Here is a 23798-nt window from a genome sequence, read left to right on the forward strand (position 1 = left end):
CGATGGGGCTCCACTGGTCGGGCATGGCCGCATCCTCCCAGACAGCCGCCGTCTTCGACGCCGCTCCGCCAACAGGCCGCCGCAGACCCACACAGCTGGTTTCACCCCCTCCGGGGGCGCTCAGTACTCCATGTCCTGCCGCATCTCGGCGTAGTACTCGGGGCTCTGGGCGTACGCCTTGTCGGTCCGTTGCATGGTGAACGTGTGCTGGGCCGCCACCTGCTTGAAGTCCACGTGATTAAACACCCGGGGGGATGTGGTCCAGGATGGCCCGGATCATCGCGGCGCAGACGTATGGGTTCCCGGCCGCGTAGGCATCGTTCAGTGCCTCGCACAGCGCGATCAGCTGGTGCACCCGCCACCGGGTCGTCTTCGCCGCCTCATCCAGATCCTTTAGGAGGCCTGGGTCGACGTACGGCGCGCGCGGGCTCGGCGGGCAGCGGCGGCGGCTACACAACGGTGACAGGCCCGTACTGGGAGGCCGCCTTGGTGACGGTCTCGCACGTTTCTCCACATCCTCACGGAGAGCACGTGAGTCCGGCCGTCACGGGCGCTTCGGAACCAGTTCCTCGGGCAACCCGAGGTCACGACATGCCTCTCTGATCAGCTTCTTCATGGGATCGCCCTTCAATAGGGGGCTCATCACGCTCGCTGCTTGAAGCAGTGGAACGGGCATCCAGCACAGATCGGCGAGCCGATCGGCAGGCGACTGCTCGTACAACGTGACCTTGTCGTCATCGACACCTGAAACGAACGCCGAGGCCGTGAGGTCGGTGGTGTGAGCGTACGAGGACAGATTCCGGTAGACCGGGTACATCATCGCCGTTCCGTACGCCTTCACCATGTTGTCGAAGTTGGACAGCTCGCCGACGAGTCGACCGTGTCGCTTGCGTTCCTCCTCTGTCCTGAACCCGAAGTCGGGCTTCTCCCCGAGATCGACACTCTCGGCCAGTTGCCACCCCACACCCTCCAGATTGGTCAGCAGCTTCTCTCTGGACTTGTAGGACTCGGCGACCAACGCCTTGTAGGCGTCGTCGCCGTTGTCGGCCAACCAATTGATGGCGTAGGCGTGGCCCACCAGGTTCCTCATCAGGGGCACTGCCTCAACTGTGAAACCCTGGTCGTAGAGGGCGATCATGGCGTCTGCCGTTCGGTTGGTGAACCGCCACCACCCTGCGAGAACCGCAAATACGGACGTCGAGGTATCAGCCGACGCCAACTCCTGCACGCGTAGAGCAGCCCCGGCCCCGGTAGTCAGCTTCGGCACGATCGCGCGCACTCGCTTCGCGGTCTTCTCGTCGGCTCGATACGCAAAGGTCATAGCGAGCGACGCTACGCCTCGCGGGAGCAGCCCCTCAGCCGAATATGGCCAGGTCGCCGGGCGCGCGACGATAACCGTCTGTGGTGTGCATGGTCCGCGCCATGCTGAATAGCCCCAGTGCACAGGCTGAATCGCAGGACCTGAGTCGCCACGTCGAGGTCAAGGTCACGCGACGGTCATTGGCACCTAGCGGCAGACGAGTCGGGCTATACGCCGGGTTCTGTTCCGAGGGGTCCTCACGAACCCCCCGGCGACGGCCATCCATCTAGGACCGGCGTTACCACCGGCCTCCTGCGGTCTACCCGCGGACTCGGGCGGGCAGCCCTCGAACGTCCGCGCAGGGTCGCCCCCTCTTGCGAGAAGGCGGCCCCTCTTGACCTTGCTCCGGGTGGGGTTTACCTAGCTGCCCAGGTCGCCCTGGGCACTGGTGGTCTCTTACACCACCGTTTCACCCTTACCCAGCACCGAAGCGCTGGGCGGTTTGCTTTCTGTGGCACTGTCCCGCGGGTCACCCCGGGTGGCCGTTAGCCACCACCCTGCCCTGTGGAGCCCGGACGTTCCTCGGGAAGCCCCTGAAGGGACTCCACGCGGCCGTCCGCCCGGCTCGTCTGCCGTGTGGACCATGTTACCGGCCTGCGAGGGGCCGCCGTCGCCAGGACGGAGCCGGCGAGGATCAGGGCGAACGCGGCCAGCACCTCAGCCGTCAGGGGCTCGTCCAGGAACAGGGCCCCGGCGGCCACCGCGACCGCCGGGTTGACGTAGGTGAAGACCGTCGCCCGTGTCGGGCCGACCTCCTTGATCAGCTCCAGGAACGCCACGAAGGCGACCGCCGTGCAGATCACGCCGAGGGCGGCCAGGGCCGTCAGGGCCTCGGCCGAGGGCATCGAGGACGGCCAGGTCAGCGCCGCCGCGGGGGCGTACACCAGCGCCGCCAGGGTCAGGCAGGCCGCCGTGAGGTGGAGGGACGGCACGTCTCGCAGCCACCTCGCCGCTATCAGCGGAGCCGTCGCGTAGCCCAGCACCGTCAGCAGCACCTCCGCCAGTGAGCGGGCGTCGCCGCCGGTCAGGTGCGGGACCGTGAGGGTCGCCACGCCGGCCAGACCCAGGGTGAGGCCGGTCAGGCGGCGGACGCCCAGGTGTTCCGTGGCGCCGAAGAAGCGGGCCAGCGCGACGCCGACTATCGGTACGCCCGCGATGAGCAAGCCCGCCGTGGAGCTGGAGAGGTGGCGTTCGGCGTCCGTCAACGTCCACCAGGGGCCGATGATCTCTATGCACGCGAAGGCCAGCATCGGGCGCCAGTGCGTCCGGACCGTCCGGGTCAGGCCTCCCTGGCGTATCGCGAAGGGGAGCAGGAGGGCTGCGGCCAGAGCGCAGCGCGTGAACACCACCACCGACGGGGAGACCTCCCCCACCGCCACCTTGATCATCAGGTACGGGACGCCCCAGACCACGCCCATCAGGGCGAACAGAAACCAGCCGCGTGCAGTCATGCGGCGAGTTTCGGACCCCTCACCATGAGCTGTCTTGAACGCTGTTGCGGTACGCCGCCGGGGTCACACCGAGGACACGGCGGAACCAGCGGGTGAGGTGCGCCTGGTCCGCGAAGCCGACCATTCCCGCGACCTCGGCCGGTCGCAGGCCGGACTCCAGGAGGCCGCGCGCACGGGCCACCCGGTACTGGGCCAGCCAGGCGTACGGCGGTATCCCCATCGTCGTACGGAAGGCACGCAGGAGCTGGTAGCGGGACAGGCCCAGGTCGGTGGCCAGGGCCGCGAGGGAGGGTGGGGCCGTGAGCTCGTCGGCGAGGCGGTCGCGGACCGTCCTCGCTATGTGGTCGGCGCCTGGCACGGCGTCGTCCGCCGCGCGGGCCGTGGAGTGGCGGCGGGCCAGGGCGGACAGGAGCCAGGGGATACGGGACTCCGCCTCCAGTGGGTCGGGGCAGGCGGCGAGTTCGGCGTGCGTGATGCACAGCGCGGTGGACAGTTCGGGGTCGTCGAGGAGGGGATCGCGGAAGTGCGGGGCGGCGGTGCCCAGGGCGCCGTCCGTCAACAGCGACGTCTCGGCGTACAGGGCTCGGTAGGCGTAGCCGCCGGACTCGGCCGGCCCGCCCGTGTGCATCTCGCCCGGTGCCAGTACGACGATGGAGCCCGGGCCGGGACGGATGCGGCCGCCGCGGTAGTCGATGATCTCGCTGCCGCCTACGCACACGCCGATCGTGAACTCGTCATGGGCGTGGGGGGCGTACACGTGCCGGTCGAAGCGGGCGGTCAGAAGGTCGAGCGGGGGGCCGTCCCGGCCGAGCCTCGCCCTGGTCCACAGCGCCTGTTCACCCACTTCGCGCCCCTCTCGTCGCCCTGGAGGCGCAACACCGGGAGCGTCAGAGAAAGTCCGCCGTGTCCAGCTCGAAGGCGAAAGGCTCGGGCAGAGCGAGCTGTTTGCCGAAGGCTACGGCGCGGAGCTCCTGGTAGTCGCCTGACTCCGGGCCGCTGAACAGCGTGATCCACGAGGTCTCTCGGTCGACGACCAGGTAGAGCGGAATGCCGCCGCGGGCGTAACAGCGGCGCTTGATCTCCCGGTCTGTCCGCGGCTTCGAGGACGTGACCTCCAGGACCATGGCGACTCCTTCGCATGGCATCCCGGGATCGGCCCCCCGGTAGAGCCTCAGCTCCTTGGGAGCGAACGTGCCGTCCGGGACCACGTGGTCTTGTGGGTAGCCTTCCGCGTTCTTCAGTTGCAGCCCCTTGTTCGCCGAGAACTGCATCTTGGTCTGACATCGCCGATGCATTTGACCCACGATCCGGCTGATGCAGTGCTCGTGGTGCCCGTCCGGCACCGGGGTCACTACGAGTTCCCCCTCGACGAGCTCTGCCCGGAGCCCTTCCGGGGTGTCCAGGTCGACAAACCAGTCCAGCAGGAGCTTCTGCGTGATCGGATCCTGTTCCATGGCGCCCATGGCACACCCCTCCAGCAACTCACTGGAACGGAACAGCGGTTTGGTCACCTGTACGAAGGCCGCCGGAGCCGTCCCCTTGACCCTGCCGCAACGTCAACGTTTCTACTGATCCCATGCGGATCGGAGAACTCGCCGCCACCGTCGGTGTCACCACGCGCACGGTGCGTCACTACCACCATCAGGGCCTGCTGCCCGAACCCGAGCGGCGGCCAAACGGGTATCGGGAGTACACGCTGCGGCATGCCGTCGTGCTGGCGCGGATTCGGCGGCTGACCGAGTTGAGGCTGGGGCTCGCGGAGGTGCGGGACGTGCTGGCCGAGGATGCCGGGAAGGATCTTGTCGAGGTGCTGACCGAGCTCGATCAGGATCTTGCTCGGCAGGAAGACGCCATCCGGGAGCGGCGGGCGCGGCTGCGGGCCCTGCTGGAGACGGAGGGCGGGCTGCCGGCGGAGGGGCCCGTGTCGCCGCAACTCGCCTCGCTCTTCCGGGACATGGCTCATGTCTCCGACTCCCCCATGGCCGCCAAGGACCGCGAGATGCTCGCGCTCATCGAGACCACGGCCGATCCCGAGGGGCGGGACCAGCTCATGGGTGCCCTCGGGGGTGCGCTCGCCCGACCCGGCGGCAAGGAGCGGGCCCTCGCCGCCTACGCCCTGCTCGACGCGCTCGCCGACGCCGAACCCACCGACCCGCGTGTCGACGAGGCGGCCCGCGCCCTCGCCGACTGCTTGCCCCGCGACCTGCTCCCGGAGCCGATGGAGGTCGACCCTGACAACAGCTTCCTGCGCGCCTTCTACGCCGACTTCGCCCCGGCCCAGGCGGAGGCCATCCGCCGTACCTTGCACATGCTCACTGAGACTGAAGGGGACGGGCCGTGATGGGGACCATGGGCGTTCTGCTCCGGCACGAGTTGCGGCTTCTCGCCAGTATCGGGCTGTGGGTGGCCCGGCGGCGGCACGGGCTCGGTGGCGGCACCGGCTTCGGGTACTCGCGCGGGCAGAGCACGATGATGTTGGGGTTCGGGTTCGTGATCGTGGTCGAGTCGATCATGATGTCCCTGCTGCTGCGGAACTACCCTGCCGTACAACGGGCCTGGTTCATGGTCGACATGTACACCCTCGTGCTCATCATCGGGATGCACGCCGCCTCCGTCGTACGACCGCACGTCCTCGACGCCGGCATCCTGCGCGTCCGGCGTGCCGCGCACGTCGATCTGCGCATACCGCTGGAGAAGATCGCGCATGTGCGGCGCGAGCTGCGCCATACCCATGAACGGGCCGAGGGTGAACTCAATCTCCCCATCGCCGCGCAGACCACCGTGGCGCTCGAACTCGCCGAGCCTGTCCCCCACTTCACCTTCCTCGGCCGTCGCCAGGACATCCGTCTCGTGCGCTTCCACGCCGACGACGCCGACAGCCTCGTAGAGCTGGTGAAGCACGCAAAGGAAGTCACACAGGCTCGAAGCGCACCTTCCCCGCTCCCGGATTCCCCGGATCCGACTGCGTGAGGCGAACCCGCAACCGCTCCCCCAACGGCAGCCCGTCCGTGCCCTCGACCCGGCCGATGACCGCCGGGGACTCCAACTGCACCACCCCCACGGCCGGTTGACGCTCCGACACGTCCACCACCCAACCGTCGAACTCCTCCCCCACCCGGTCCTTCAGCAGCGCCGCCTCCACGATGTCGACGCACTCCCGCTCGACCCTGCCCGCGCGCCGCGTGCCCTCGGTCATCCGGGCGGGCAGCTCATCAAGGGCGGCCGTCACCCAGTCGGGCACCGGCCGGCCGGCGATGACCGCCAGGCAGATCTCCGACGCGTACCGGTCGGCGAGGCGGCGCAGGGGGGCCGTGCAGTGGGCATAAGGGGCGGCGACGGCCGAGTGGGTGGTGATGGGCGGCAACGCCCCGTCGCGGAACACCGTGTAGCCCGCGCCTCGCAGCAGTGTCGTGCATTCCTGCAGAAAGGCCGCGTGGTGCGGCAGGTGCGGGTCGAGGGAGCGGACCAGCGAGGCGTACGAGACGTGGTGCGGCCAGTCGATGTGCAGGGCCTGTGCTGTGCGGCGCAGGCGGCCTACCGCGCCGTCGGGGGCCGCGGGGAGGGTGCGCAGGATGCCGGTGCCGGCTGACAGCATCAGGTCGGCGGCGGCCATGCCGGTGAGCAGGGAGATCTGGGCGTTCCAGCCGTCGGCGGGGTGCGGGGCCCGGTACGCCAGCTCGTACGCGTGGTCGCGCGCGATGATCTCCTGCTCGGGCACGCTGAGCGAGATCCCGCCCCGCGCCACCTCCAGTCCCTGCCGCAGCTCCCCGATCTCCTTCAGCAGCGCCAGCGGCTCCTCGGCGGACCGGCCGTCGATCTGTTTCTGCACGCCCTCGTAGTCCAGCTTGGCCCGGCTGCGGACGAGGGCGCGGTGGACGTCGACGGCGAGGGTGCGGCCCTCCGCGTCCAGGTCGATCGTCCACAGGGCGGCCGGGCGGTCCTGGTCGGGGAGCAGGCTCGCGGCGCCCTCGCTCAGCAGCTCGGGGTGGAGCGGGATCCGTTCGTCGGGGAAGTAGAGGGTGGTCACCCGCCGGTGCGTCTCGCGGTCGAGGGCGCCCGACGGTACGACGAAGGCGGCGACGTCCGCGATGGCGTACCGGACGCGGTAGCCGGTGCCCTGCCGGGACAGGTGCATGGCCTGGTCGAGGTCGGTGGAGGTCGGGGGGTCGATGGTGAAGAAGGGGATGTCCGTGGCGTCGTGGGGAGGGGGTACCGGGGACTTCGCGGCGCGGTCCGCCTCCGCCAGTACCTCGGGCGGGAAGCTGCCGGGGACGCCGAGTTCGGTGCGCAGTGCGGTGAGGGCGGCCCTGAGGGGGGCTTCGGGGGCGCCGGTCACTCGGATGTGGCGGCGGGGCATAGGACGAGCGTAGGGCGGGGGCCGTCGGGTGGCACGCCGTACCCTGTGGCGGAGTTCGATCGAAGGAGTACGTGTGCTTGTCCTGCTGCCGCCTTCCGAGGGGAAGGCCTCGTCCGGTCGGGGTGCCCCGCTGAAGCTGGAGTCCCTGTCGCTGCCCGGGCTCACCGACGCCCGTGCGGCCGTGCTCGGTGAGCTGGTCGAGCTGTGCGGCGGTGATGAGGGCAAGGCGCGGGACGTACTCGGGCTCAGTGAGGGGCTGCGGGGCGAGGTCGCCAAGAACGCCGAGCTGCGGACGGCGGGGGCCCGGCCCGCCGGGGAGATTTATACGGGGGTTCTGTACGACGCCCTCGACCTGGCGTCGCTGGACGCGGCGGCGAAGAGGCGGGCGGGCCGGTCGCTGCTCGTCTTCTCGGGGCTGTGGGGGGCTGTGGGCGTCAATGACCGCATCCCCTCCTACCGCTGCTCGATGGGCGTCAAGCTCCCGGGCCTCGGGGCGCTCGGCGCGCACTGGCGGGCGGCGATGGCGGATGTGCTGCCCGAGGCCGCCGGGGGCGGGCTGGTGCTGGATCTGCGGTCGTCGGCTTACGCGGCGGCCTGGAAGCCGAAGGGCGACATCGCCGGGCGGACGGCTTCGGTGCGGGTGCTGCACGCGCCGACGCGGAAGGTCGTCAGCCACTTCAACAAGGCGACCAAGGGGCGGATCGTACGGAGTCTGCTGTCGGCGGGGGTTGCGCCGAAGGGGCCGGCCGAGCTGGTGGAGGCGTTGCGGGATCTCGGGTACGAGGTCGAGGCCACGCAGCCTGCCAAGGCGGGGGTTGCCTGGTCGTTGGACGTGCTGGTGGAGGAGATCCACTAGCCGCCTCGCTTGAGGACTGATCCTCACGGCCCTATTGGAGCCTACTGGAGCCCATTGCAGTATGTGCAACGATCTTTGCGCATACTGCACCGCGGCGGCAGGATGTCGCCATGACATCCGTGCTGGACCTCGCCCCCGTCGTCCCCGTCGTCGTCATCGACGACGCCTCCGACGCCGTGCCCCTCGCTCGTGCGCTCGTCGCCGGGGGGCTGCCCGCGATCGAGGTCACGTTGCGGACGCCGGTCGCGCTGGATGCCGTACGGGCGATTGCCGGGGAGGTGCCGGAGGCCGTGGTCGGGGCCGGGACGGTCGTCACGTCCGAGCAGGTGGCGGCGTCGGTGGCGGCGGGGGCGCGGTTTCTGGTCAGCCCGGGCTGGACGGACGTACTGCTGGAAGCCATGCGGGCGTCCGGGGTGCCGTTCCTGCCGGGGGTGTCCACCGTGTCGGAGGTCGTGGCGCTGCTGGAACGCGGGGTGCGGGAGATGAAGTTCTTCCCGGCGCAGGCGGCGGGCGGTACCGCCTATCTGAAGTCGATCGCCGGGCCGCTGCCGCAGGCCCGCTTCTGTCCGACGGGGGGCATCGGTCCGGCGAACGCGGCCGAGTATCTGTCCCTGCCCAACGTCGGCTGTGTGGGCGGGACTTGGATGCTGCCCTCGGACGCTTTGGCGGCGCGGGACTGGGGGCGCGTCGAGCGGCTGGCCCGGGAGGCCGCCGGGCTCAAAGGTTCACGGGCCGCCGGGCTCAAAGGTTCACGGGCGCAGGTGTGACGTGTCGTTGAAGAGCCGTACGCTCGCGTTGCCGTCGGCGTAGTACGCCACCGCCGAGAGGGAGGCCGCCGAGAGTTCCATGCGGAACAGGGACTCGGGCGGGGCGCCCAGGGCGAGGCGTACGAACGTCTTGATCGGCGTGACGTGCGTGACGAGGAGGACCGTGCGGCCGGTGTACGCCGCGATCAGCTTGTCGCGCGTGGCGGCTATGCGGGTGGCGGTGGCCGCGAAGCTCTCGCCGTTGCCGGTGGGGCGGGCCTCGGGGTCGGCGAGCCAGGCGTTGAGGTCGTCGGGGTAGCGCTCGCGGACCTCGCCGAAGGTGAGGCCCTCCCAGGCGCCGAAGTCGGTCTCTATCAGGCCGTCCTCGATGGTCACGTCGAGGCCCAGGCGCGCGGCGACGATGCCGGCGGTCTCCCGGGTGCGGGTGAGGGGCGAGGCGAGGATGTGCTGGATCGTGCCGCGCCTGGCCAGGGCGGCACCGACGCGCTCGGCCTGCTCGCGGCCGACGGCGGAGAGGGACGGGTCGGTACCGCCGCTGCCGGAGAACCGCTTCTGGGGGGTGAGGGGGGTCTCGCCGTGGCGGAGCAGTACGAAGGTGGCGGGGGCGCCCATGTCGGCGGGGGCCCAGCCGGACGAGGGCGTGGCGACGGTGCGGGCCGCCCTGACATCGGCCTCCGCCTTGGCATCGGCCTTGGCGTCGGCCTCGGGTTTGGCATCCGCCTCAACCTTGGCGGGGGTGGGGGTCGAGGCCCGTCCCTCCGCCAGGGCCGCGCGCGCTCGTGCCGCGCCCGCGGTCGCGTCTCCCGGCGGGCCGGACGGCTCCGGCTCAGCTGCGGTCTGCGCCGCCCTCGCAGCCCTCGCAGCCCTCGCGTCAGCCGCCTGCAGTTCCGCCGTGGATGCCTCCGCCGACCACTGTTCGCCGCGCTTGCCCGCGTCCATCGCCTCGTTGGCCAGCCGGTCCGCGTGCTTGTTCTGCTCCCTCGGAATCCACTCGTACGTCACCTGAGCAGCCGGGAAGACCCGTGCCGCCTCGAACGCCAGCGGCTTCATGTCGGGGTGCTTGATCTTCCAGCGGCCCGTCATCTGCTCGATGACCAGCTTGGAGTCCATACGGACGTGGACCGCGGCCGTGGCGTCGAGTTCGTGTGCCGCCCGCAGGCCCGCGAGCAGGCCGCGGTACTCGGCGACGTTGTTCGTGGCGACGCCGATGTACTCGGCCGCCTCGGCCAGCGTCTGGCCCGTCGCCGCGTCGATGACGACCGCACCGTAGCCCGCGGGCCCCGGGTTGCCCCGTGACCCGCCGTCGGCCTCGACGATGAACTCCCGCACGGCACAGTCTCCTAGAGGCCCGACTCGGCCGTACGCACCAGGATCCGGCGGCAGTTCTCGCACCGCACCACGGTGTCCGGCGCGGCCGAGCGGATCTCGTTCAGCTCGGTGATGGCCAGCTCCTGGCGGCAGCCCTGGCAGGTGCGCTGGTACAGCTTGGCCGCGCCGATGCCGCCCTGCTGCTCGCGCAGCTTGTCGTAGAGCTTGAGCAGGTCCGCGGGGACCGAGGCCGCGATGACCTCGCGCTCCTTCGTCACTGCGGCCACCTCGCCGTCGATCTCCTCGAACGCGGCGTCCCGGCGCGCGGTCGCGTCGTCGACCTTCCCCTGCACGGCACCGACCCGCTCGGTCAGCTCGGCGACCCGCTCCTGCGCGGACTCACGGCGCTCCATGACCTCCAGGACGATGTCCTCCAGGTCGCCCTGGCGCTTGGCGAGGGAGGCGATCTCGTGCTGGAGGTTCTCCAGGTCCTTGGGGGAGGTGATGGCCCCGGAGTCCAGGCGCTGCTGGTCGCGGGCGGCGCGCTGGCGCACCTGGTCCACGTCCTGCTCGGCCTTGGTCTGCTCGCGGGCGCAGTCGCTCTCCTCGGTCTGCGCGGCCACGAGCAGGTCGCGCAGCTGGGTGTGGTCCTTGGTAAGCGACTCGATCTCGGCGTGCTCGGGCAGGGACTTCCGCTTGTGCGCGAGCTGCTGGAGGCGGACGTCGAGGGCCTGGACGTCGAGGAGTCGGATCTGGTCGGCCGGCGCGGCGTTCAGTTGGGGGCTCCCGTAGTGCTAGTGGGCGGGTTGGACGCCGCGTGGGCGGTCCAGGGGTCGGTGACCGTCTTCGAGACGTGGACGCGCAGGTCCCATCCGTTGCGGTCGGAGATCTCGTCGAGCTGGGCGGCGGCCAGCTCGCACCAGGGCCATTCGGTGGCCCAGTGCGCCGCGTCGAGCAGCGCGAGAGGCGTGTGGGCGACGGCCTCGGAGGCCGGGTGGTGGCGGAGGTCCGCGGTGAGGAAGGCGTCCACGCCGGCCGCCCGTACCTGGTCGAAGAGGCTGTCGCCGGAGCCGCCGCTGACGGCGATCGTGCGGACCGTCGCCTCGGGGTCGCCGGCCACCCGGATGCCCTGCGCGGTGGCGGGCAGCCGCTCGGCGGCCCGGGCGGCGAGTTCGCGGACGGTGAGCGGGTGGTCGAGCTCGCAGACACGGCCGAGGCCGCGGCGCCCGGACGGGTCGGTCGGGTCCGGCACCAGGGGGCGTACGACACGCAGGTCCAGCGCCCCGGCCAGCGCGTCGCTGACTCCGGGGTCGGCCGTGTCGGCGTTGGTGTGCGCCACGTGCAGGGCGATGTCGTTCTTGATGAGGGTGTGCACGACCCGGCCCTTGAAGTGGGTCGCCGCGACCGTCGTCGTACCGCGAAGGTAGAGCGGGTGGTGGGTGACCAGCAGGTCGGCGCCCAGCTTCACCGCCTCGTCCACGATCTCCTGGACCGGGTCGACGGCGAACAGGACCCGGGAGACCTCCTGGTCGGGGTCGCCCACGACGGTGCCGACCGCGTCCCAGGACTCGGCCCGCTCGACGGGCCACAGGTTCTCCAGCGCGGCGATGACTTCAGACAGACGGGGCACGAGGGACAGGCTACCTGGCTGTCCCGTACGGCTGTACCGGCGCCGGAGCAGGGGGATCACCCCCGGCGTCGGCCCTGCCGTGTCCCCGGCCGTCGGCCCCGCGCGCACCCTCGGTGGCCACCCGGGGCCACCCCCGCTCCACTCAGCACAAGCACCCCCGTTTCCTCAGGCGAATCGTTCCTCGGCCACCCCTTTGTGTGAAGCGAGAGCCCGCCGATTCCCCGCCTGTGCGTGCGAAAACTAGCTTCGTCACTGGAGGTGACCGGACGATGACGGCCTGTGCGATCGAGCCCGCGGCGGAGTCCGACAACGGCGACGCGCCTCGGGCGGAATGCACCATCACGGCGGACGGTTCCTACGCCGCCCGCCTCGCGCTGAACGGTGACTGCTGGTTCCCGGAGCGCTGGACCCTGGACGGCCCCGAGCCCTACGCCGTGCCACTGCCCGCCCACCAGCCGGAGGAGCCCGGCACCGAGGTGCAGCCGATGGGTGACGGGCGGGTCCTCATCCGCCGCCCGACCGACGGACGGCACGTCTTCTCGCTGCTGTACCCGACCGGGCCCGGCACGGGTGAGCTGCTGCTGGGCGCGGTCCAGTGCCCGGAGGAGGGGGCCCGGCTGCGGATGCTGCCGCCGGCGCCGGGCGGCGACAAGGCCTACGCCCTCGCGGTGGGCCGGCGCTCCAGCGCGGTGTGGCTGGTGGCGGGGGGCGCCTTCGGGCCCGAGCAGGTCGCGGAGGTGCCCGGGCGCTGCTCGGGCGGGGTGTGGCTGGACCGGAGCGGCGGGATGCTGGCCCTCGACCGGGAGTCCGGGGGGCGTACGAAAGCCGTCGTGGTGGACCTGGGCCGGGGCGGCGAGGTGTCGCCGCTGCTGCAGATCGCGGACGGCAGCGACGACCGGCTGCTGCTCGCCGACCCGGACAGCGGGCTGCTGCTGATCCGGTCGGACGCGCCGTCGCCGGGGCAGGAACGGTTGGGCTGGGGGGTGCTGGGCAGCACGCTGCCGGTGCGGTTCCCCGAGTGCCTGCGGATGGCGGAGTGCTCGGTGACGCCGTTCGCGATCCAGCCGGGACAGGTGCTGACGCCGGAGAGCTGCGGGGTGGCGCTGCGCGTCGACGGGCCGGTGGGGAGCTGGGTCGGCGTGTGGCGGCCGGCCGAACGGCGGGTTCGTCATCTTCCGGCGCCGGAGGGGTGGTTGGCGGGTGCCGGGTTGTGGACGCGGGACGGGGTGCTTCGACTGCCGTATGCCACGCGGGAGGTGCGCTGTGGGGTGGCGCGGGTGGAGGTGCCGTCGGCGGAGGCCGGCGCGACCTCCACCGCAACGGGACCGGGAGCGCCGACAGGAAAGTTGTGGTCGGAAACGGAGTCACGGGAAGCGGGTCCTCCAGAGCCCGCGGTGCCCACGGAGCCCGTCGCCGCCCGCCCTGTGCCCTTGCAGCAAGCCCCGTTGGGCAATCTTGTAACGAAGTAGTGGCGGTTGGTGTGGCCGTCTGGATTCGGTCCGTGGTGTGCCGGTTAAACTCGCCCGGCTGTAAGAAAGATCATGTTGACGGGGTGAGTTTTCCGATGAGCAACGCCAGCACGACCCAGCCGGGGCCGGCCGACGTTCACGACGTGCAGAAGGTCTCCGGTCACGGCAGGCACCGGGGCCCGGTCTCGGCCCACGACAGCGAGACGGCCCCTCGCGGCCGTCACCGCAAGCCGGTCGAGGAGACCGAGACGGCAGCCTGACGGCGCGCGCCGGCAACGGCGTAACGGCCCTGTTCCTCCTTGAGGAGCGGGGCCGTTCCCGTGCCTAGCCTCTCTTCAGGCCGAGCACCTCGGCGGCCGCGAACGTCTCTCCCGCCGGCCGCTCCGCGTAGTGCGGGGTGAGCAGCGCGTCCAGCTCGTCGTAGGTGAAGGCGTCCTGCTTGCTGTCGAACTTCGCGGACACTCGGGGCCGTTCGACGATCGCCACCATGCCGCCGTGCACGACGAACAGCTGGCCGTTGACGTGGGCGGCGGCCGGTGCGGCCAAGTAGCCGACGAGTGGGGCGACATGCTCGGGGGCGAGGGGGTCGAGGCCGTTCTCCGGTTGTTCGAGGCCCGCGAAGACGTCCTCGGTCATACGGGTGCGGGCGCGTGGGCAGATGGCGTTGGCGGTGACGCCGTACTTGGCGAGTGCGAGGGCCGTGGAGGTGGTGAGGCCGACGATTCCGCCCTTCGCCGCCGCGTAGTTGGGCTGTCCGGCGGATCCGGCGAGGAACGCCTCGGACGAGGTGTTCACGATCCGCCCGTACACCGGCCCTCCCGCCGCCTTCGACCGCTCGCGCCAGTGCGCGGCGGCGAAGCGGGTGGTGTTGAAGTGGCCCTTGAGGTGGACCCGGATCACCGAGTCCCACTCCTCCTCCGACATGGAGAAGACCATGCGGTCGCGCAGGATGCCCGCGTTGTTGACGAGAATGTCCAGCTTGCCGAACTCACCGATCGCCAAGTCGGTGAGCCCTGCGGCCTGTTGGTGGTCGGAGACGTCCCCGGTGTGAGCGAGGGCCTTGCCGCCCGCCGCGCGGATCTCGGCGGCGACCTCCTCGGCGGGAGCGGCGGAGGCCTCACCGGAGCCGTCCCGCCCGGGCCGTCCGTAGTCGTTGACGACGACCGCCGCACCGAGCCGGGCGAGTTCCAGTGCCTCGGCCCGGCCCAGACCGCGGCCGGCGCCGGTGACGATGGCGGACAGTCCCTCAAGTGGCAGCGACACAGGCACTCCCGTCAGATCTCGATGCACGTACGCAGTGCCGTGCCCGTGCGCATCTGGTCCAGGGCCTCGTTGATGTCGGCGAGCGGCACACGGTGGGTGATCAGGCCCGCCAGGTCGATGCGGCCGGCGCGCCAGAGCGTGATCGTCCGCTCGTAGGAGGTCAGGACGTCGCCGCCGCCGTACATGGACGGCAGGATCCGCTTCTCGTCGAAGAACAGCTCGAACATGTTGAGCTGGAGGAAGTCGTCCATGGCGCCCGCGCCCACGATGACGAGGGTGCCGCCGCGCCGGGTGTTCTCGTACGCCGTGCGGGCGGTGGCGGACCTGCCGACGACCTCGAAGACGTAGTCGAAGCCCTCGCCCGCGGTGACCTGCTGCTTGGCGTCGGCCAGCTCGTCCGGGGAAACGGCCCTGGTGGCGCCGAAGTTGAGCGCTGCCTCCCGGCGCGAGGCGACCGGGTCGACGGCGACTATCTCTGCCGCCCCCTTGAGCCGGGCGCCCTGGATCGCGGAGATGCCGACGCCGCCGCAGCCGATGACGGCGACGGACGAACCTGCCGTCACGTCGGCGGTGTTGAGTGCGGCGCCGAGCCCGGTCGTCACCCCGCAGCCGATGAGGGCGGCGATGTCGAAGGGGACGTCGTCGGGGATCGGCACCGCGCAGCCGGCGTCGACGACGACCTCCTCTGCGAAGGTGCCGGTGCCGGCGAAGCCGAAGACGTCACCGCCGGGGCGCTTGAAGTTGGGGGTGCCGGCGTTCATGAACCCGGCCAGGCACAGCTGGGTCTGGCCGCGCTTGCACGCGGGGCAGGCGCCGCAGGCGGGCAGCCAGCAGACGGCGACGCGGTCCCCGGGCTTGAGGTGCCGTACGCCTTCCCCGACTTCGAGGATCTCGCCGGCACCCTCGTGACCGGGCACGAAGGGCGCCGGCTGCGGGAGCACCCCTGCCATCGCGGACAGGTCGGAGTGGCACAGCCCGGTCGCCCGCACCCGGACCCTCACCCTGCCGGGTCCGAAGCCCACCGCCTCGACGTCGTCGAGGACCTCGAGCTTGTCCTGGCCGATCTCGTGCAGTACGGCTGCTCGCATGGTGCGGCTCCCCTCGGAAGGCTCCTGGCTCACGAGTGCTGGACGATGGTGTCGGCGAGAACGGACGCGTCGTCCCGCTCGACCGCGCCCACGGCGACCCGGACCCTGCCGTCCTCCCGCCACATGCGGATCCGCAGGGTCTCCCCCGGGAACACGACCCCGGCGAACCGTGTGACGTACGACCGCACCCGGGTCACGTCCCCGCCGAGCAGCGTGTCGACGACCGCCTTGAGCGTGATGCCGTAGGTGCACAGCCCGTGCAGGATGGGCCGCTCGAATCCGGCGATCTTGGCGAAGTCCGGGTCGGCGTGCAGGGGGTTGAGGTCGCCGGAGAGGCGGTAGAGGAGGGCCTGGTCCGCGCGGATGGGCCGCTCGACGACCTTGTCGGGGTCGCCGGCCGGTGGTTCGAGGCGTGCGGAGGGACCGCGGTCCCCGCCCCAGCCGCCCTCTCCCCGTACGAAGATCTGGGCGTCGTTGGTCCACAACGGGCCGTCGGCGTCGGCGACCTCGGTGCGCATGACGAGGACGGCCGCCTTGCCCTTGTCGTAGACCGCGGCGATACGGCCGGTCGCGGTCGCCGTGCCCGCGACGGGCACCGGTCGGTGGACGGTGAGCGACTGCCCGCCGTGCAGGACACGGGCGAGATCCACCTCGATGCCGGGCATGGACAGGCTGCTGATCACGCCGGGTGAGCCGGCGCCGGCGACGGTGGCGAAGCTGGGCAGGACGTGCAGCCGGGACTCCAGGGTGTAGCGCAGCTCGTCGGGGTCGGTGGCGGGGCTCGCGATGTCCGGGCGGGCGCCCGCGCCGATGCCGAGGTGGTAGAGCTGCACGTCCTTCGGGGTCCAGGAGATCTCGCCGGTCCGGGGTTCGGCGGCTACGGCCTTGGCGGCGTCGATGGGCATGGGGCTCCTGACAGACGGGGCATCCGGCAGATCGGGCAGTTCCGGCAAGACCTCGGTACGGCCGTCCGCACCGTCGGCCGCACCGAGGTCGTCACGGGCCGTTCTAGAACGCGTTCCAGTCCGGCGACCTCTGTATAGCCGAGCGCAGTGCACTTGTGAAGACTCCTGACGCCGCATCAGATGCGGTTCGCCGGGTCGGGTGTCTTCCTCGCCGACCGTCTGCTGCGCCGACCACCCTGCGCGGCGCTCTGACGGCGGCCTGCGGGTGGCGTTCGCCGCGCGCGCCTCGGGATCGACAGGGGTCGGCTCGTCGTTCACCGCGCCGCGGTCAGGTCAAACGTGGACCCCCGCGCCTACCCTTGGGCCGTGAACGAAATGCCCCGGGACCACCGGCCCGCGAAGTCCATCAGGGTCCTGCTCGCCGAGGACCAGGGCATGACGCACGGGGCGCTCGCCTTACTGCTCGGGATGGAGCCGGACATCGAGGTCGTGGTGCAGGTGTCGGCCGGGGAGGCGATCGTGGACGCCGCTCTTGCCTACCGCCCCGATGTCGCCCTCCTCGACGTCGAACTCCCGGGCCGGAGCGGCCTGGACGCCGCGGCCGAGCTGCGCGACCAGGCGCCGGACTGCCGGGTACTGGTCCTCACCACCCACAGCCGACCCGGGCTCCTCCGCCGGGCCATGGACGCGGGCGCCGCCGGTTTTCTGGTCAGGGACGCCCCGGTCGAGGAACTTGCGACCGCGATCCGCCGGGTCATCACCGGCGAGACGGTCATCGACCCGGCCCTGGCCACCACCGCTCACGACGCCGGTCCCAACCCGCTCACGGCCCGGGAGTGCGACGTCCTCGGAGCTTCGGCGGACGGTGCGACCATCACCGACATCGCCACCCGACTGGGTCTCCCCGAGCCGACGGTCCGCGACTGCCTCGCCTCCGCCGCCGCCAGGACGGGCACCGCCGACCACATGGAGGCGCTGCGGGAGGCACGGCGGCGGGGGTGGCTGTAGTCGCCGCCGCTTCCGGGCCGGGCGGTGATCAGGCCGCGGAAGCCTTCCTCGGCAGCCACAGCAGCATCAGCAGCGCCCCCGCCAGCAGCAGCACCGCCGAGGAACGGAACACCAATGCGTACCCCTCCGTCAGAGCCTGCGGCGTCTCCGTCAGCGCGTGCGGCCCCCCGCTCCCCTCCGAACGCCCCGCCGCGACCGTCGACATGACCGCGAGCCCCAGCGAACCGCCCATCGTCCGCGAGGTGTTGACCAGCCCCGACACCAGCCCGGCCTCACCCGGCCCGGCCCCGGACGTCGCCAGCGACGCGAGCGGCGTCATCCCCAGGCCCGCGCCCAGCATCATCAAGATCCCCGGCACCATGATCGAGGTCAGATACCCGCCCGCCACGCTCAGCGTGGACTGCCAGCCGAAGCCGACCGCCGCGACGACCGTGCCCAGCACCGCGACGTTGCGCGCGCCGACCGCCCGCATCAGCCGGGGCGCCAGCTTGGAGCCGACGACCACGGCCAGCGAACTCGGCACCAGTGCCAGGCCGGCCTCCAGCGGGGTGTAGTGGAGCACGTTCTGCGCGTACAGCGTCATGAAGAACCACATGCAGAACATCGCCGACCCGGACAGGAACATCGCCACGTTCGCCGACGCCACCGCCCTGAGCCGGAGCAGTCCGAGCGGCATCAGCGGAGCCGCCGTACGCGACTCCACGACGAGGAAGACGCCGAGCAGGGCCGGGCCGACGAGCAGCGGGACGACCGTGGCGGGCGCCGTCCAGCCCGAGGCCTCCGTCTGCGAGATGCCGTACGCCAAGGTCGCCAGCCCGGCCGTCACCAGTACCGCACCCGGCAGGTCCAGTCGCCGCCGGTCACCGGCCCGGCTCTCCGCGAGCCACCGCACCGCGCCGGCCAGCACCACCGCCCCGATCGGCACGTTGATCAGCAGCACCCAGCGCCACGACAGCACATCCACCAGCACCCCGCCGACGAGCCCGCCCGCCGCGCCACCCCCCGCTCCCACGGCGGTCCACGTTCCGATCGCCCGCGCCCGAGCCGCCCCCTGCGGCACCGCAGCCGTCAGGATCGTCAGCGTCGAGGGCGCCAGCACCGCCGCGCCCAGCCCCTGCACGGCCCGCGCGACCAGCAACTGCCACTCCTGCTGGGCCAGCCCGCCGGCCAGCGAGGCCAGGGTGAACAGGCCGAGCCCGACGAGGAACATCCGCTTACGGCCGTACAGATCCCCGGCCCGGCCGCCGAGCAGCATGAACCCCGCGAAGGCGATCGCGTACGCGTTCACCACCCACTGCAGCCCCTGCGCGCTCAGCCCCAGATCGGCCCGCATCGACGGCAGCGCCACGTTCACGACGGACACGTCGAGCACGACCAGGAACTGCCCGGCGCACGCGAGGGCGAGCACCAGCCAGGTGGGCGGGGCGGTACGGCGAGGGGCGCGGGTGACGTCGGCGGCTTCGAGCATGAGTGTCATGCTCTCAACGACCGACGCTCCTGGCATCGGGAATTCGGTCCAGGACCGTTCCGCATTGCGCCCTAGGCCCGTTCCCGTCGCGCCCTAGGTCCGTTCCCACTGCAGCCCAGGCCCGATCCCCAAGAGAAGGTCAAAAACTCGTTAGCTGGCCAAAGCATCGGAATAGTTGCCCAGGCGTACCTGGTTGATCCCCCACATGACGCAAACGACTGACGACCAGCCCACCAGCAGAGCGACCTCCGGCGCCCTCGTCCCGGTCCTCGCCTTCGCGGGCATCGTTGTCGCGGTGATGCAGACCCTGCTCGTCCCGGTCATCAAGGACCTGCCGCAGTTGCTGAGCACCGCACCCAGCAACGCCACCTGGGTCCTGACCTCGACCCTGCTCTCGGGCGCCGTCGCCACCCCGATCATGGGCCGACTGGGGGACCTCTACGGCAAGCGGCGCATGCTGATCGCCAGTCTGGCCGTGATGGTGATCGGCGCGCTGGTCAGCGCGTTCACCAGCACCCTCCTCCCCATGATCGTCGGCCGTACCCTCCAGGGCTTCGCGATGGGCGCGATCCCCCTCGGCATCGGCCTGATGCGCGACATGCTGCCCCGTGAGCGGCTCGGCTCGGCGATGGCCCTGATGAGCTCCTCGATAGGCGTCGGCGGCGGACTCGCACTGCCCGCCGCGGCCCTGGTCGCCCAGCACACCGACTGGCACGCCCTCTTCTACGGCGCCGCCGGCCTCGGCGCCCTGTCCATCGTCCTCACCCTCCTCGTCGTACCGGAGTCCAAGGTCCGCGCCGAAGGCTCCTTCGACCTGCTCGGTGCGCTCGGCCTCTCCGCCGGCCTGGTCCTCTTCCTCCTGCCGATCACCAAGGGCAGCGACTGGGGCTGGACCTCCGGCACCACCCTCGGCCTGTTCGCGGCCTCCGCGGTCGTCCTCCTCCTCTGGGGCGTCTACGAACTGCGCACCCAGGCCCCCCTCGTCGACCTGCGCACCACGGCCCGCCCCGCCGTCCTCTTCACCAACCTCGCGTCGATCATGGTCGGGGTCTCGTTCTACGTCGTCTCCCTCGTCCTGCCCCAGCTGCTCCAGCTCCCGAAGGCGACCGGCTACGGCCTCGGCCAGTCGATGGTCGTCGCGGGTCTGCTCGTCGCCCCGCTGGGCCTGACGATGATGTTCACGGCACCCGTCTACGCCCGCCTCTCCGCGAAGTACGGCCCCAAGACCACCCTCATCCTCGGCATGCTGATCATCGCGATCGGCTACGGCGCCGGCCTCGGCCTGATGAGCGCCCCCTGGCAGAGCCTGGTCATCGCGGTCGTCCTGGGCGCCGGCATCGGCCTCGCCTACTCCTCCCTCCCCGCCCTGATCGTCGGCGCGGTCCCGGCCTCCGAGACGGGCGCGGCGAACGGTCTCAACACGCTGATGCGTTCCATCGGTACGTCGGTCTCCAGCGCCGTCATCGGCATGGTGCTGGCCAACACCGCGAACACGGTCAACGGCGTCGAGATCCCGACCATGCACGGCTTCCGCGTCTCGTTCCTGATCGCGACCGCCGCGGTGGCCATCGGTCTGCTGATGGCCCTGTTCCTGCCGAGGCAGCGCCCGGCCGCCGCCCACCCTCAGCTGCGCGCCAGCAGCGAGGAGGACACCAATCTGGAGCACGCCGAGGAAGCTCTGCGAGGCTTCCGCGGCCGCGTCCTGGACGCCGAGGGCACGCCGGTGCCCCGCGCCAAGGTGACGCTCATCGACCGCCGGGGCCGCCAGGCGGGGGCCACGCTCTCGACCGAGGACGGCAGCTACGCCCTCGCCGTCCCCGCTCAGGGCGCCTACGTCCTGGCCGCCCGGGCCGACGGCCACGCCCCGCTCGCCTCGTCGGCGACGCACACGGGCGACGACAGCCCGGTCGAGCTCGACCTGTCGCTGCCGGGAGAGACGGTCACCGCGTAGGAGACGGTCGCCGCGTAGGAGACGGCGCCGCGTAGGAGACGGTCGCCGCGTAGGAGACGGTCGCCGCGTAAAGGACGGTCACCGGGTGAGGCCCGGCAGGTCACACCCCCCGTCGCACACATGACGGGGGGCGTGGTGCACCATGGGCGCCCAAACACCCGTACGACCGAGAGGACCCCCATGGCCCCGGCGCCCAAGCCCGAGATTCTCGCCGCCTTCGAGGCCGCCAAGGGCTTCATGCCGGTGCACGAGGGGCTCGCTCTGTACGCGGCGGCCGTCGAGGCCGGACGCCTGGGCCTCCCCCTCCTGGAGGTCGGCACGTACTGCGGCCGGTCCACGATCCTGCTAGCCGACGCCGCTCGCGAGGCCGGGGTGACGGCCCTCACGGTCGACCACCACCGGGGCAGCGAGGAGCAGCAGCCCGGGTGGGAGTACCACGACCCGGAGACGGTCGACCCGGAGATCGGCCTGATGGACACGCTGCCCACGTTCCGCCGCACGCTGCACCGCGCGGGGCTGGAGGAGCACGTCGTCGCCCTCGTCGGCCGCTCCCCGCAGGTGGCGAAGGTCTGGGGCAGCCCCCTCGGCCTCGTCTTCATCGACGGCGGCCACACCGACGAGCACGCCGGCGCCGACTACGAGGGCTGGGCCCCGCATGTCGCCGAGGGCGGGCTGCTCGTCATCCACGACGTGTTCCCGGACCCGGAGGACGAGTTCACCGGGCAGGCCCCGTACCGGATCTATCTGCGGGCACTGGAGTCCGGGGCGTTCACCGAGGTGGCGGTGACGGGGTCGCTGCGGGTGCTGAAGCGGACGGGGACGGGGGTCTGATCCCACGCCGGGTCCCCTGCCTGATCCCACGGTCGGCGGTGCTCGACCGTGCCGTACCCGCGGAGGGCGTGGTCGGCCCGTAAGGTGGCAGGCGTGTCGTACGTAGGACCGGACTTCGATCCACCCCAGCCCCGCCGCCCCCGCCGCCGCGCCCTGACCGTGGCGGCCGCCGCCCTCGTCCCGGGGGCGCTGCTCGGGTGGGTGATGTACGAGGCGATGGGTGACTCCGGCAACGCGGGCGGGTCGGGCAACGCGGCCGTACGGCCGTCGGGCACGACGCCGGCGATCTCCGGCACGAGCGACGACAAACCGCCGGGCCCGACGCCGACCACCGACTCCACCACCGACCCCACCATCGACTCCACGGCCGCCTCCGGCCCCCTCCAGGGCAAGGTCGTCGTCATCGATCCGGGCCACAACCCGAACAACTTCCGGCACACGGCCGAGATCAACCGCAAGGTGAACATCGGCACGAACTGGAAGGAGTGCGACACGACGGGTACGTCCACGAACGACGGCTACACGGAAGCCGAGTTCACCCTCGACGTCGCCCACCGGCTGCGCACGCTGCTCCAGAAGCAGGGCGCCACGGTGAAGTTCACCCAGGACGGCGACCGGCCGTGGGGCCCCTGCGTGGACGAACGGGCCCGCATCGGCAACAAGGCACACGCCGACGCCGTCGTCTCCATCCACGCGGACGGCGCGGACACCGACCAACGCGGCTTCCACGTCATCCTCCCGGCCAAGGTGTCCGAGGGCGCCGCCGACACCGGCCCGATCGTCACCCCCTCCCGCGAACTCGGCGAGCGCATCGCCGGCTCCTTCGTCCGCGTCACGGGCAGCGCGCCCTCCAACTACGTCGGCGACGGCACGGGTCTCGTCACGCGTAAGGACCTCGGCGGTCTCAATCTGTCAACGGTTCCCAAGGTGTTCATCGAGTGCGGCAACATGCGCGATAGCAAGGACGCGGCGTTGCTCACCAGTGGCGCGTGGCGTCAGAAGGCCGCGCGGGGGATCTCTGAGGGAATCGTGAGTTTCCTGCGCGGGTAGTGATCACCGGAGCGGTCCCGGCGGACACCCTCGTCGGTCGGACGATAAGGTCATCCCTACGATGAGGGGCCAGCCCTGCGCTTCACACCGGGGCCAGACGGCGACATGGTGACAGCGACGCCTCCAGCGATGCCGATGACGAGACGACTGACGAAGGACCTGAAGTGAATATCCGCTCCCTCACTCGAGGCGACGGCGTGGTGATCGGAGCAGCGGTGTTGCTGTTGATCGCGTCGTTCCTCGATCTCTACTCGATCGACGGAGTTCCTGACAGCGCCGACCTCCCGAATCTCTGGGGAAGTGGGCCGGTCGTGCTCAGCGTTGTCCTGGCCGGGGTGATCGGCGCCGCGCTCGTCGTAGTTTCCCGGGGACTGCCGCAGGTGCCCAAGGTCGCCGGTCTGGACCTCGGCCAGTTCGGCATCGCCTTCACGGTCTTCGCCGCCTGGAGCGCGCTCGGCAACATCTTCGACGTGGCGGGCGGCGCCGACAACGTGGGCTCGAGCACCGCCGCCGGCCCCGACCCGGGCATCGGCGTGATCCTGTCGTTCGTCGCCACCCTGGTCATGGCCGGCGCCGCCATCGCCACCCCCCTCGTCCCCGCCCTCCAGGCCGGCCTGATCCCGGCCCCCCGCCCCGCCGCCCCCCAGCCCTACGGCGGTCAGCCGCAGGGCGGTTACGGCTACCCGGGTGCCCAGCAGCCGCAGCAGCCCTACGGTGGCCAGCCGCAGCCCGGGCAGCCCTTCGGTGGGCAGCCTCAGCAGCCGCAGGCGCCGCAGGCGCCCGCCGCGGACTTCTCGCCGTTCTGGTTCGCCGTGCCCGTGCCGCGTCCGCTGTTCGCGGAGGACGGCTCGCCCACTCCGATCGCCGAACTCGCGCCGGGCACCTGGTACCTGGCCGTCGAGCAGCGTGGCCCGGCCCTGGTGGCCCAGACGCAGGACGGCCGTCGTGGTGTGCTCCAGGACACCTCGGGGATTCAGCGCGGCTGAGCCCACGGCAATCGCTCAACGGCCCCTCACCCTTCCCGGTGAGGGGCCGT

The 23798-nt window shown here is 71.4% G+C and carries 22 protein-coding genes, 1 other RNA gene and 1 pseudogene; 11 read left to right on the forward strand and 13 right to left on the reverse strand.

Annotated elements, in window-relative coordinates:
- Positions 1 to 544 precede the first annotated feature (544 nt).
- From ACIBAG_RS35065 to ACIBAG_RS35085, 5 genes and pseudogenes are all read right to left on the reverse strand, one after another.
- Positions 545 to 1321: a DUF5677 domain-containing protein gene (locus ACIBAG_RS35065; RefSeq protein ID WP_399110836.1), complete on the reverse strand. Its 777-nt coding sequence runs from the start codon at positions 1319 to 1321 to the stop codon at positions 545 to 547.
- 193 nt (positions 1322 to 1514) lie between these two features.
- Positions 1515 to 1928: RNase P RNA component class A (gene rnpB / locus ACIBAG_RS35070), an RNA gene on the reverse strand.
- A gap of 103 nt (positions 1929 to 2031) precedes the next feature.
- Positions 2032 to 2811: pseudogene (locus ACIBAG_RS35075) on the reverse strand (DMT family transporter); the annotation flags it as partial.
- A gap of 19 nt (positions 2812 to 2830) precedes the next feature.
- Positions 2831 to 3655: a helix-turn-helix domain-containing protein gene (locus tag ACIBAG_RS35080; RefSeq protein WP_399110838.1), complete on the reverse strand. Its 825-nt coding sequence runs from the start codon at positions 3653 to 3655 to the stop codon at positions 2831 to 2833.
- 43 nt (positions 3656 to 3698) lie between these two features.
- On the reverse strand, positions 3699 to 4274 hold the full coding sequence (locus ACIBAG_RS35085) for a Uma2 family endonuclease (protein ID WP_399110840.1): 576 nt from the start codon (positions 4272 to 4274) through the stop codon (positions 3699 to 3701).
- Positions 4275 to 4387: 113 nt separating this feature from the next.
- Between ACIBAG_RS35085 and ACIBAG_RS35090 the strand changes: the two genes are divergently transcribed.
- Together ACIBAG_RS35090 and ACIBAG_RS35095 are read left to right on the forward strand one after the other, a co-directional pair.
- Positions 4388 to 5152, forward strand: coding sequence for a MerR family transcriptional regulator (locus tag ACIBAG_RS35090; protein ID WP_399110842.1), 765 nt, complete (start codon positions 4388 to 4390; stop codon positions 5150 to 5152).
- Positions 5152 to 5781, forward strand: a complete 630-nt coding sequence (locus tag ACIBAG_RS35095) for a hypothetical protein (RefSeq protein WP_399110933.1) — start codon at positions 5152 to 5154, stop codon at positions 5779 to 5781. The genes ACIBAG_RS35090 and ACIBAG_RS35095 overlap by 1 nt, the downstream gene beginning before the upstream one ends.
- Here ACIBAG_RS35095 and ACIBAG_RS35100 read toward each other — a convergent pair.
- A complete protein-coding gene (locus ACIBAG_RS35100; protein WP_399110844.1) occupies positions 5723 to 7168 on the reverse strand; it encodes an RNB domain-containing ribonuclease in 1446 nt (481 codons plus the stop codon). The genes ACIBAG_RS35095 and ACIBAG_RS35100 overlap by 59 nt on opposite strands.
- Positions 7169 to 7241: 73 nt before the next feature.
- On the opposite strand from ACIBAG_RS35100, the gene yaaA reads away from it, so the two are divergent.
- Together yaaA and eda are read left to right on the forward strand one after the other, a co-directional pair.
- Positions 7242 to 8024, forward strand: a complete 783-nt coding sequence (gene yaaA / locus ACIBAG_RS35105) for a peroxide stress protein YaaA (protein ID WP_399110846.1) — start codon at positions 7242 to 7244, stop codon at positions 8022 to 8024.
- A gap of 110 nt (positions 8025 to 8134) precedes the next feature.
- Positions 8135 to 8791, forward strand: a complete 657-nt coding sequence (eda, locus tag ACIBAG_RS35110; RefSeq protein WP_399110848.1) for a bifunctional 4-hydroxy-2-oxoglutarate aldolase/2-dehydro-3-deoxy-phosphogluconate aldolase — start codon at positions 8135 to 8137, stop codon at positions 8789 to 8791.
- On the opposite strand, the gene ACIBAG_RS35115 is transcribed toward eda, so the two are convergent.
- Genes ACIBAG_RS35115 through ACIBAG_RS35125 form a run of 3 tightly spaced genes read right to left on the reverse strand, consistent with a single transcriptional unit; the run spans position 8774 to position 11729 of the window.
- Positions 8774 to 10120, reverse strand: a complete 1347-nt coding sequence (locus ACIBAG_RS35115; RefSeq protein ID WP_399110849.1) for a bifunctional RNase H/acid phosphatase — start codon at positions 10118 to 10120, stop codon at positions 8774 to 8776. The genes eda and ACIBAG_RS35115 overlap by 18 nt on opposite strands.
- Before the next feature lie 11 nt (positions 10121 to 10131).
- Positions 10132 to 10875, reverse strand: a complete 744-nt coding sequence (locus ACIBAG_RS35120; RefSeq protein WP_399110934.1) for a zinc ribbon domain-containing protein — start codon at positions 10873 to 10875, stop codon at positions 10132 to 10134.
- Entirely contained in the window at positions 10872 to 11729 is an 858-nt protein-coding gene (locus tag ACIBAG_RS35125) for a Nif3-like dinuclear metal center hexameric protein (protein ID WP_399110851.1), read from the reverse strand. Before ACIBAG_RS35125 ends, ACIBAG_RS35120 begins: the two co-directional genes overlap by 4 nt.
- 269 nt (positions 11730 to 11998) lie before the next feature.
- Here ACIBAG_RS35125 and ACIBAG_RS35130 point away from each other — a divergent pair, with 269 nt between their 5' ends.
- Positions 11999 to 13198, forward strand: a complete 1200-nt coding sequence (locus tag ACIBAG_RS35130) for a hypothetical protein (protein WP_399110852.1) — start codon at positions 11999 to 12001, stop codon at positions 13196 to 13198.
- Positions 13199 to 13293: 95 nt separating this feature from the next.
- On the forward strand, positions 13294 to 13458 hold the full coding sequence (locus ACIBAG_RS35135; protein WP_399110853.1) for a hypothetical protein: 165 nt from the start codon (positions 13294 to 13296) through the stop codon (positions 13456 to 13458).
- A 64-nt stretch (positions 13459 to 13522) separates the two neighbouring features.
- Here the strand turns inward: ACIBAG_RS35135 and ACIBAG_RS35140 are convergent, their stop codons facing one another.
- Genes ACIBAG_RS35140 through ACIBAG_RS35150 form a run of 3 tightly spaced genes read right to left on the reverse strand, consistent with a single transcriptional unit; the run spans position 13523 to position 16454 of the window.
- On the reverse strand, positions 13523 to 14461 hold the full coding sequence (locus ACIBAG_RS35140; RefSeq protein WP_399110854.1) for a 3-oxoacyl-ACP reductase: 939 nt from the start codon (positions 14459 to 14461) through the stop codon (positions 13523 to 13525).
- 11 nt (positions 14462 to 14472) lie between these two features.
- Positions 14473 to 15549 (reverse strand): Zn-dependent alcohol dehydrogenase, encoded by a 1077-nt coding sequence (locus tag ACIBAG_RS35145; RefSeq protein ID WP_399110855.1) that lies wholly within the window; start codon positions 15547 to 15549, stop codon positions 14473 to 14475.
- Between the two features lie 29 nt (positions 15550 to 15578).
- Positions 15579 to 16454 carry a MaoC/PaaZ C-terminal domain-containing protein gene (locus ACIBAG_RS35150; protein ID WP_399110857.1) on the reverse strand — a complete coding sequence of 292 codons (876 nt, stop codon included), beginning with the start codon at positions 16452 to 16454 and terminating at the stop codon, positions 15579 to 15581.
- 375 nt (positions 16455 to 16829) lie between these two features.
- On the opposite strand from ACIBAG_RS35150, the gene ACIBAG_RS35155 reads away from it, so the two are divergent.
- Positions 16830 to 17462, forward strand: a complete 633-nt coding sequence (locus ACIBAG_RS35155) for a response regulator (protein ID WP_399110935.1) — start codon at positions 16830 to 16832, stop codon at positions 17460 to 17462.
- A 28-nt stretch (positions 17463 to 17490) separates the two neighbouring features.
- Here the strand turns inward: ACIBAG_RS35155 and ACIBAG_RS35160 are convergent, their stop codons facing one another.
- A complete protein-coding gene (locus tag ACIBAG_RS35160; protein WP_399110858.1) occupies positions 17491 to 18939 on the reverse strand; it encodes an MFS transporter in 1449 nt (482 codons plus the stop codon).
- A gap of 196 nt (positions 18940 to 19135) precedes the next feature.
- Between ACIBAG_RS35160 and ACIBAG_RS35165 the strand changes: the two genes are divergently transcribed.
- The 4 genes from ACIBAG_RS35165 to ACIBAG_RS35180 all read left to right on the forward strand — a co-directional run bounded on the left by ACIBAG_RS35165 (position 19136) and on the right by ACIBAG_RS35180 (position 23748).
- Positions 19136 to 20881, forward strand: a complete 1746-nt coding sequence (locus ACIBAG_RS35165; protein ID WP_399110859.1) for an MFS transporter — start codon at positions 19136 to 19138, stop codon at positions 20879 to 20881.
- A gap of 180 nt (positions 20882 to 21061) precedes the next feature.
- Positions 21062 to 21712 (forward strand): class I SAM-dependent methyltransferase, encoded by a 651-nt coding sequence (locus ACIBAG_RS35170; RefSeq protein ID WP_399110861.1) that lies wholly within the window; start codon positions 21062 to 21064, stop codon positions 21710 to 21712.
- A gap of 93 nt (positions 21713 to 21805) precedes the next feature.
- Positions 21806 to 22762, forward strand: coding sequence for an N-acetylmuramoyl-L-alanine amidase (locus tag ACIBAG_RS35175; RefSeq protein ID WP_399110863.1), 957 nt, complete (start codon positions 21806 to 21808; stop codon positions 22760 to 22762).
- Between the two features lie 164 nt (positions 22763 to 22926).
- Entirely contained in the window at positions 22927 to 23748 is an 822-nt protein-coding gene (locus ACIBAG_RS35180; protein ID WP_399110864.1) for a hypothetical protein, read from the forward strand.
- Positions 23749 to 23798 lie beyond the last annotated feature (50 nt).

It is taken from the genome of Streptomyces sp. NPDC051243 (genome assembly GCF_044455405.1).
In the GTDB taxonomy this organism is placed as follows: Bacteria; Actinomycetota; Actinomycetes; order Streptomycetales; family Streptomycetaceae; genus Streptomyces.

Bases quoted from the DNA above. Each gene is read 5' to 3' on its own strand.
- ACIBAG_RS35065 (WP_399110836.1), bottom strand. From the start codon at position 1,321: ATGACCTTTGCGTATCGAGCCGACGAGAAGACCGCGAAGCGAGTGCGC.
- ACIBAG_RS35085 (WP_399110840.1), bottom strand. From the start codon at position 4,274: ATGGGCGCCATGGAACAGGATCCGATCACGCAGAAGCTCCTGCTGGAC.
- ACIBAG_RS35090 (WP_399110842.1), top strand. From the start codon at position 4,388: ATGCGGATCGGAGAACTCGCCGCCACCGTCGGTGTCACCACGCGCACG.
- ACIBAG_RS35095 (WP_399110933.1), top strand. From the start codon at position 5,152: ATGGGGACCATGGGCGTTCTGCTCCGGCACGAGTTGCGGCTTCTCGCC.
- ACIBAG_RS35100 (WP_399110844.1), bottom strand. From the start codon at position 7,168: ATGCCCCGCCGCCACATCCGAGTGACCGGCGCCCCCGAAGCCCCCCTC.
- eda (WP_399110848.1), top strand. From the start codon at position 8,135: ATGACATCCGTGCTGGACCTCGCCCCCGTCGTCCCCGTCGTCGTCATC.
- ACIBAG_RS35130 (WP_399110852.1), top strand. From the start codon at position 11,999: ATGACGGCCTGTGCGATCGAGCCCGCGGCGGAGTCCGACAACGGCGAC.
- ACIBAG_RS35135 (WP_399110853.1), top strand. From the start codon at position 13,294: ATGAGCAACGCCAGCACGACCCAGCCGGGGCCGGCCGACGTTCACGAC.
- ACIBAG_RS35145 (WP_399110855.1), bottom strand. From the start codon at position 15,549: ATGCGAGCAGCCGTACTGCACGAGATCGGCCAGGACAAGCTCGAGGTC.
- ACIBAG_RS35150 (WP_399110857.1), bottom strand. From the start codon at position 16,454: ATGCCCATCGACGCCGCCAAGGCCGTAGCCGCCGAACCCCGGACCGGC.
- ACIBAG_RS35155 (WP_399110935.1), top strand. From the start codon at position 16,830: ATGCCCCGGGACCACCGGCCCGCGAAGTCCATCAGGGTCCTGCTCGCC.
- ACIBAG_RS35160 (WP_399110858.1), bottom strand. From the start codon at position 18,939: ATGACACTCATGCTCGAAGCCGCCGACGTCACCCGCGCCCCTCGCCGT.
- ACIBAG_RS35165 (WP_399110859.1), top strand. From the start codon at position 19,136: ATGACGCAAACGACTGACGACCAGCCCACCAGCAGAGCGACCTCCGGC.
- ACIBAG_RS35170 (WP_399110861.1), top strand. From the start codon at position 21,062: ATGGCCCCGGCGCCCAAGCCCGAGATTCTCGCCGCCTTCGAGGCCGCC.